The following is a 3,821-nucleotide window of genomic DNA, read 5'->3' on the forward strand; positions in this document are numbered from 1 at the left end:
GGCCGAGACCAGCTGCCGGACAGGCGGTCTCGCTCCGCAGGTCAGCCGATCACCTGCCCCGGAATTCGGGCTCGCGCTTCTCGAACACCGACTGGATGGCCTCGGTGAGGTCCTCCGAGGGCAGGAAGGCGGCGTTCCAGGCGGAGACGTAGCGCAGGCCGTCGGCCACGCGGCCCGCCTTGGGCTGGTCCAGCACATCCTTGATGCCCTGTACCACCAGCGGTGGATTGGTGGCGATCTCGCGAGCCATGGCATGTGCCGCCTCCAGCACCGCGTCCTGGTCGGGGTACACGTCGTTGACCAAGCCGATCTTCTCGGCGCGGGCGGCGTCGATGTCCTTGCCGGTGAGCGCCAGCTCGCGCACGTGGCCCTCCCCGATGATGCCGGGCAGGCGGTGCAGCGAGCCGATGTCGGCGACGATGGCGACCTTGGCCTCGCGCAGGCTGAACTTGGCCTCGGCGCTGGCTAGCCGCACGTCCACGGCGGCGATGAGATCCAGCCCACCGCCGATGCACCAACCGGAGACGGCGGCGATGACGGGCTTGCGGCAGTCCGCGACCGCGGTCACCGCGGCCTGCATCTCGCGGATGTGCCTCATGAAGTTGGTGCGCGGCGCGGCCAACGCGCGCTCGCCGAGCAGCGGACCGAACAGCGGGCTCATGGCGGGCAGGTCCAGGCCGTAGGAGAAGTGCTTGCCGGAACCGGTGAGGACGATGGCCCGCACCTCCGGGTCGGCGTCCAGCTGACCGAAGATCAGCGGTAGCTCGTGCCAGAAGTCCGGTCCCATGGCATTGCCCTTGCCGGGTCCGGTCAGGGTGACCTGCGCCACCCGGTCCTTGCTCTCGACTGTGAAAGCCTTCCATTCAGTCATTCGCCCAGCGTATCGGGGGGCGGCGGCGGGCCGACAGGGCAGCATTGCGGCGGGGCTGAATCCGATGCGCCGCACCGGTTTCCGCACCGCTGCCGATCCCCCCGCACATTCACCGCAACCGCTCTACCCTGGTGCCATGCGCAGGTCCCTACCGCCCGTCGCTGCCAAGGTCTCCGACACGCTGATCGCGCGCGGCCATCACGGCGTGATCATCACCCAGGCCGAACCGACCCACACCGCGCAGGCCGCCGCCGCATCGCTCGGGGTGCCGGTGGGCGCCATCACCACATCGCTGGTGTTCCTGCTCGACGAGGATCCGGTGCTGCTGCTGGTCTCCGGCGCGAACCAGGTGCATCTGGATCGCACCGGCAAGCGGCTGGAGGGCGCGCTGACCCGGGCTCCCGCCGCCATGGTGCGGGAGGTCACCGGCCAGCCGATCGGCGGGGTGGCTCCGGTGGGCCATCCCGTCAATCTCCCCACCTACATCGACAACGCGCTCGCCGGGCATCCGGAGCTGTGGGCGGCGGGCGGGCATCCGAATACGTTGTTCCGCACCACATTCGGGGAACTGGTGCGGATCACGGCGGGACTGGCCATCGACGTCGACTGAATCCGGCGGCCCCGCGCTCCGGCTCGGCTCGGCCGTCCCGCGCGCGACCGGTGTTCCGTTCGACTCGAGCGCAACCGGAATACCTCGGGCGCTCGGGGCGTACCTTGCCTATGTGACCGATTCTCCATCCGAGCTACGGGTCCCCGATGATCTGAGCGGTATCGCAGCTCACCAGTATCGCGCCGCCATGCGTCACTATCCGGCGGGCGTCACGGTCGTCACGCTCATGTCCGACAACGGGCCGGTCGGCTTCACCGCCACCTCATTCGCCTCCGTATCGCTGGACCCGCCCCTGATCACCTTCAATATCGCCGAGACCTCCTCCAGCATCGACGCCCTGCTGCACGCCGAATCCGTCGTCGTGCACTTCCTCGGCGAACACCAGCGCCACATCGCCCAGCGCTTCAGCCGCGCCGCCGCCCAGCGCTTCACCGACCGCTCCCTGTGGACCACCCTCGACACCGGCGAACCGGTCCTGCACGGCACCCCCATCTGGGTCCGCGCCGCCATCCACCGCCTCATCCCCATCGGCGACCACACCCTGGTCGTCGGCCTGGTCACCCGCGTCCACGACGACGCCGAGGAAGAACCCAGCGCCGCCCCCCTGCTCTACTACAACGGCGGCTACCACCGCCCCGAACCCCTGCGCTGACTCAGGCCGCCGGTCAGTCGCGGGCGAATTCCTCGGCCAGTTCCCCGAACATGTCGGTGTTCATGGCGAAGGCGCGGCGGGCTTCGTCGAGTACGCGCTCGGTGTCGTCGCCGCCGATGGGCAGGGCGTCGAGGAGTTCGCGGTATTCGCGTTTGAAGGCTGCCGGGTTGCCGATCCGGTCGAAGACGTAGAAGCGCACGCCGTCGCCCTTCTTGGGCAGGTCCCACAGCTTTTCGGCGGTGCCGCGGATGACCTGGCCGCCGGAGAGGTCGCCCAGGTAGCGGGTGTAGTGGTGAACGACGTATCCGGCCGGCCAGTCCCGGGCGCATTCGGCGATGCGGTCGGCATAGGCGCGGGTCGAGGGCAGGGGGCGCAGGTCGTCGCGCCAGTCCGGGCCGCCGAGATGGGCGAGGTCGGTTTCCAGGGCGGCGAGGCGGGCGAGTTCCGGGCGCACGAACGGTCCGGCGACGGGGTCGGCGGCGAGGTCGGCGGAATGCCGCTCCAGCGCCTCGTAGACGAACCACAGCTGGGCGGTGTAGCGGTAGAACGCCCGCACACCGAGGGTGCCGGTGAGCATGTCGCGCATGAACGAGGAGTGTTCGGCCTCGGTGTGCTGCTGCTCGGTCGCGGTGCGGATCAGGGTCGAAAACGGCGTCGCGGTGTCCAGCATGGTCGTGCTCCCTCGTTGTCGATCCTGGGCCGCCCATACTTTGGCTACCCTAACTTCACAGTCGAGATTACCGGCCCCGGCGAACCCCCGGTTCCTACTTTGCGGCCCACCCGATCCAACTTTCGGATGATTCTCGGCGCGGGGTTGACAAGTTCCGCGCCCGTCTGCCAACCTCTGCAATCAGGTCATGAGTACCAGCGCTAAGCCCCGGCTAGCTGGTCGGCAACCCTCCTCCGCGGTGGGGTGCTCCGGGTGACGACCGGGCCGTGATTCATACGAACACGGCAAGCGCGGACTCCGATCACCTCACGATCACGAGTCCCTGAGCCGACGGGATTTCGTCATGACTGCTTTCGCCGACCAGAGCTGCGCCGCCCTCGCCACCGTCTCCGGATGCGATCTGCGGGTGCCGCTCGTACAGGGCGGCACCGCCGCCTACGCCAACTTCGACTACGCCGCCAGCGCGCCCGCGCTCGAGCGGGTCACCGAGCGGGTGCGGGATCTGCTGCCCTACTACGCCAGCGTGCACCGCGGCGCGGGCTACGCCTCCCGCATCTCCACCGACTGCTACGAATCCGCGCGAAAGACGGTGGCGCGCTTCGTGAATGCTGCCGACGACCAGTGCGTGATCTTCACCCGCAACACCACCGACTCGCTGAATCTGCTGGCCGCCTGCGTCCCCGGCGACACCGTGGTGCTGGATATCGAACATCACGCCAACTTCCTCCCGTGGACCCGGCACGGGCGGCGCGTGGTACGGGCCGCCGACACCATCGAGGAGACCATTCAGCGCGTCGTCGCCGAACTGTGCAGCAAACCCGCTGCGTTGCTTGCCATTACGGGTGCGTCCAATGTGACCGGGGAGCTGCTGCCGATCGAGCGACTGGCCTGGATCGCGCACCAGTGCGGCACCCGCATCCTGGTGGACGCCGCCCAACTGGCCCCGCACCGGCGGATCGACCTGTGCGCCAGCGATATCGACTATGTAGCCTTCTCCGGCCACAAGCTCTACGCCCCC

Annotated in this window: 5 protein-coding genes and 1 riboswitch; of the genes, 3 read left to right on the forward strand and 2 right to left on the reverse strand. The window is 68.8% G+C overall.

Features of this window, described 5'->3' with window-relative positions:
* Positions 1-49: 49 nt before the first annotated feature.
* A complete protein-coding gene (locus tag QK444_RS33860; RefSeq protein WP_282786095.1) occupies positions 50-871 on the reverse strand; it encodes a crotonase/enoyl-CoA hydratase family protein in 822 nt (273 codons plus the stop codon).
* A 136-nt stretch (positions 872-1,007) separates the two neighbouring features.
* Here QK444_RS33860 and QK444_RS33865 point away from each other — a divergent pair, with 136 nt between their 5' ends.
* On the forward strand, positions 1,008-1,481 hold the full coding sequence (locus QK444_RS33865) for a YbaK/EbsC family protein (protein ID WP_282786096.1): 474 nt from the start codon (positions 1,008-1,010) through the stop codon (positions 1,479-1,481).
* Between the two features lie 112 nt (positions 1,482-1,593).
* Positions 1,594-2,133: a flavin reductase family protein gene (locus QK444_RS33870; protein WP_029925150.1), complete on the forward strand. Its 540-nt coding sequence runs from the start codon at positions 1,594-1,596 to the stop codon at positions 2,131-2,133.
* A 13-nt stretch (positions 2,134-2,146) separates the two neighbouring features.
* On the opposite strand, the gene QK444_RS33875 is transcribed toward QK444_RS33870, so the two are convergent.
* Complete coding sequence (locus QK444_RS33875) at positions 2,147-2,803, reverse strand: biliverdin-producing heme oxygenase (protein WP_282786097.1); 657 nt, start codon at positions 2,801-2,803, stop codon at positions 2,147-2,149.
* Positions 2,804-2,986: 183 nt separating this feature from the next.
* A riboswitch (SAM riboswitch) is annotated at positions 2,987-3,100 on the forward strand.
* Positions 3,101-3,146: 46 nt separating this feature from the next.
* Between QK444_RS33875 and QK444_RS33880 the strand changes: the two genes are divergently transcribed.
* The coding region (locus tag QK444_RS33880) for an aminotransferase class V-fold PLP-dependent enzyme (protein WP_282786098.1) at positions 3,147-3,821 on the forward strand (675 nt) is incomplete at its 3' end.

The sequence above is a fragment of the Nocardia sp. CC201C genome, from assembly GCF_030010695.1.
GTDB lineage: Bacteria > Actinomycetota > Actinomycetes > Mycobacteriales > Mycobacteriaceae > Nocardia > Nocardia otitidiscaviarum.

What these genes read in the sequence shown, in the direction of transcription:
- QK444_RS33860 (WP_282786095.1), bottom strand. Translation starts at nt 871, where the DNA reads ATGACTGAATGGAAGGCTTTCACAGTCGAGAGCAAGGACCGGGTGGCG.
- QK444_RS33875 (WP_282786097.1), bottom strand. Translation starts at nt 2,803, where the DNA reads ATGCTGGACACCGCGACGCCGTTTTCGACCCTGATCCGCACCGCGACC.
- QK444_RS33865 (WP_282786096.1), top strand. Translation starts at nt 1,008, where the DNA reads ATGCGCAGGTCCCTACCGCCCGTCGCTGCCAAGGTCTCCGACACGCTG.